This is a genomic window from Streptomyces sparsus, from assembly GCF_054776295.1.
In genome coordinates this window covers 1-1,985 of record NZ_BAAHCA010000898.1, presented here as the reverse complement: position 1 = coordinate 1,985, position 1,985 = coordinate 1, and the positions used below count along the sequence as shown (strand labels likewise).

2 protein-coding genes are annotated in these 1,985 nt (G+C 76.0%); one reads left to right on the top strand and one right to left on the bottom strand.

Going from position 1 to position 1,985, the window contains the following annotated elements:
* The first annotated feature begins 134 nt into the window (after positions 1-134).
* A complete protein-coding gene (locus ACYVE9_RS24685) occupies positions 135-1,451 on the top strand; it encodes a sensor histidine kinase (protein WP_461030109.1) in 1,317 nt (438 codons plus the stop codon).
* A 78-nt stretch (positions 1,452-1,529) separates the two neighbouring features.
* Here ACYVE9_RS24685 and ACYVE9_RS24680 read toward each other — a convergent pair.
* Positions 1,530-1,985: SUKH-3 domain-containing protein (locus tag ACYVE9_RS24680; protein WP_461030108.1), on the bottom strand; the 456-nt coding region annotated here is incomplete at its 5' end.

The window sequence follows — 1,985 nt, the reverse complement described above, 5'->3', positions numbered from 1 at the left end:
GCGCGCGCACGGGTGGGAACGGGGCAGCGCACGGGCGTCGTGCGCGGGTGGCGCGGGTGACGTGCGGGTGGCGTGTGCCGCGGGCGTGCGCGCCCCCCGAAAATGCGGTGGCGGCCGGTCGTAGTCTGGTCGCTATGACCGAGACGGGGGAAGTCGTCCACGGCCGGAACCGGCGGGCGGTGCTGTGGTGGCCGCGCCGCCGCAGCGCCGTGCTCGACATCTCGCTGGCGGCGGTGTCCGCGGTGGAGTGCGCCTTCCAGGGCGTCCTGTTCGCCCGGGAAGCGGGCATCCCGACGGCCGCCGGCGTGCTGCTCGGGGTGCTGACCGGCGCCACGCTGGTCCTGCGCCGGCGGCTGCCGATCGCGGTGGTGCTGGTCGCGATCGCGGTGATCCCCGCCCAGATGGGCTACCTGCTGGCGACGGTCGGCTTCTACACCCTGGCCGCTTCCGACGTGCCCAGGCGCATCATCGTGCTGCTCACCGGCATGGAGATGGCCGGCATCTTCGTCATCGTCTTCATCCGGATGCAGCAGAGCAGCGGGCAGGAGGAACTGCCCGGCCCGATGTGGTTCCTGGCCCTGGTGGCGGCGCTGCTCGCGCTCGTGGTGACGGTCCCGCCGGTGCTGCTCGGCATGTACGCCGGCGCCCGGCGCCGACTGGTGGACGCTCTGCGGGAGCGCGCCGACGGGCTGGAGAGGGAACTCTCCCTGCTCGCCGACCGCGCCGAGGAGCGGGCCGAGTGGGCGCGCAACGAGGAGCGGACCCGCATCGCCCGGGAGATGCACGACGTGGTGGCACACCGGGTGAGCCTGATGGTGGTGCACGCGGCGGCCCTGCAGGCCGTCGCGCTGAAGGACCCGGAGAAGGCGGCGCGCAACGCGGGACTCGTCGGCGACATGGGCCGGCAGGCGCTGACGGAGCTGCGCACCATGCTGGGTGTGCTGCGGGCCCACGAGACCAGCACCGTGGCCGGCTCCGTCCCGGGCGGTGGCGGCGATCTGCCGCTCGCCCGGATCGCGCAGGCCGCCGCTGCGGCCGCCGAACGGGAGGGGGCCGAGGGCCCCGGACTTGCCGGACTGCCGCGGTTGGTGGAGGAGTCCCGGGCGGCCGGCACCTCGGTGGAGCTGTCCGTGGAGGGCGGGGCCCGCACCTACCAGCCCCTGGTAGAGCGCACCGCGTACCGGGTGGTGCAGGAGGCGCTCACCAACGTGCACAAGCACGCCGCGGGCGCTTCGGTGCGGGTGCGCGTCGCCCACCGGCCGGCCGAGGTCGCGGTGCTCGTGGAGAACGGTGTGCCCGCCGCGGGCGGGGCGGACGCGGACCTGCCCAGCGGCGGCAACGGCCTGGTCGGCATGCGGGAGCGGGTGACGGCGCTGGGCGGCGGCTTCGTGTCCGGTCCGACGGCGGCCGGCGGTTTCCGCGTCTCCGCCGTCATCCCGGACTGCACCTGAGCCGCCGCCCGACGCGCCCCCGCGTCAACCCGGCTCCGACGCCCTCAGCCCCCGTCCCGCAACCGCCGGGCCCGGGCGTCACGCCGCGGTGTAGTGGAGCCGGGTCGGCAGGGTGCCGGTGAGCAGCGTGGTGAGCGCGGCGTCCAGGTGCGGGCCGAGGTACCAGTCGCCGCTGTGGTCGAGGCTGTAGACGCGGCCCTCGGTGTCGACGGCGAGCAGCGCCGCGCTGTCGCCCTCCTCCCCCAGCGGGGCGACCTCGGTGCCCAGCGCCCGGCCGAGGTCGGTCAGGGTGCGGGCCCAGTGCAGTCCGTAGGCGGGGTCGACGCGCAGTTCGGAGGGGGCGATGTGCCGGCCCGGCTCGGTACCGGCGATGCGCAGGCCGCCGAACTCGGCCCAGGCCTCGACGACGGCGGGGAACACGGCGTGCCCGTGGCCGGTGGGTGAGACGTGCGCGCGCAGCGTGTCGGCCCAGATCTCGGCCTGCCGGATGTCCCAGCGGCCGGGCTGCCAGCCGGCGGTGCGCAGGGCCGCCTC

Excerpts from the sequence above, each read along its gene's own strand:
- ACYVE9_RS24685 (WP_461030109.1), top strand. The coding sequence starts at position 135 with ATGACCGAGACGGGGGAAGTCGTCCACGGCCGGAACCGGCGGGCGGTG.